This window comes from Micromonospora sp. CNZ296 (genome assembly GCF_007827635.1).
Map to the genome: position 1 here is coordinate 1 of NZ_VISW01000071.1, position 1,026 is coordinate 1,026.

Below are 1,026 nucleotides of genomic sequence, written 5' to 3' on the forward strand. Positions count from 1 at the left end.
CTAGGCCGTGTTTCGTAGGGCGTCGGTGTTGGGGCGTGGCGGTGGTCGCTAATTGAAGAGGTCTCCGGTAGTTGGTTCAGCGACCAAGCTAGAACTTCACACCGGAGACCTCGTGCCGAGCGTAGCGGCAGCGAGGCGACATGACCTGACCGATGTGCAGTGGGCGGTGCTGGAACCGTTGCTGCCTGCGGGAACGGGTCATGCTCGGCCGCGCAGATGGACCATGAGAGTGATCATCGACGGGATTCGTTGGCGGGTCCGGACCGGATCTCCGTGGCGGGACGTGCCCGTGCACTACCCGCCGTGGCAGACCTTGTATCGATGGTTCCGGCGCTGGCAGCGTGACGGCGTCTGGGCGCAGATCCTCACCTCGTTGCAGGCCCTGGCGGACGCGGCGGGGTTGATCGGCTGGACGGTGAGCGTGGACTCGACCATCAGCCGCGCCCATCAGCACGCCGCTGGAGCTCGCCGCGACGGTGAGGCGCAGAAGGAGCCGCCCGGTGGTGTGCAGGCCGAGCCGGCAGATCATGGGCTCGGCCGATCGAGGGGCGGCTGGACCACCAAGACCCATCTGGCCTGCGAGCAAGGCCGCAAACTGATGGCCTTGGTAGTGACCGCCGGCCAGCGCGGCGACAGCCCGCAGTTCATCCCCGTACTGGCCAAAGTACGTGTCACGCGAGCCGGTGGCGGCCGGCCACGGACCCGCCCCGACACCGTGCTGGCCGACAAGGCGTACACGTCCAAGGCCAACCGAGCCCACCTGCGATCCCGCGGCATCCGAGCGTGCATCCCGAGCAAGGCCGACCAGGACGCGCACCGTAAGGCCAAAGGGTCCAAAGGCGGACGTCCGCCCGCCTTCGACCCCGAGGTCTACCGCCTGCGTCACGCCGTGGAGTGCGGAATCAACCAGCTCAAACAACACCGCGCCATGGCCACCCGCTACGACAAACTCGCCGTGCGCTATGAAGCCACCCTCACCATCGCCGCCATCAACCAATGGCTCCGCGCCCTACGAAACACGACCTA

At 67.2% G+C, this 1,026-nt stretch carries 1 protein-coding gene; it reads left to right on the forward strand.

The window, feature by feature from the left end; all coding sequences use genetic code 11:
- Nucleotides 1-112: 112 nt before the first annotated feature.
- The coding region (locus FB455_RS34135; RefSeq protein WP_047893886.1) for an IS5 family transposase at nucleotides 113-1,026 on the forward strand (914 nt) is incomplete at its 3' end.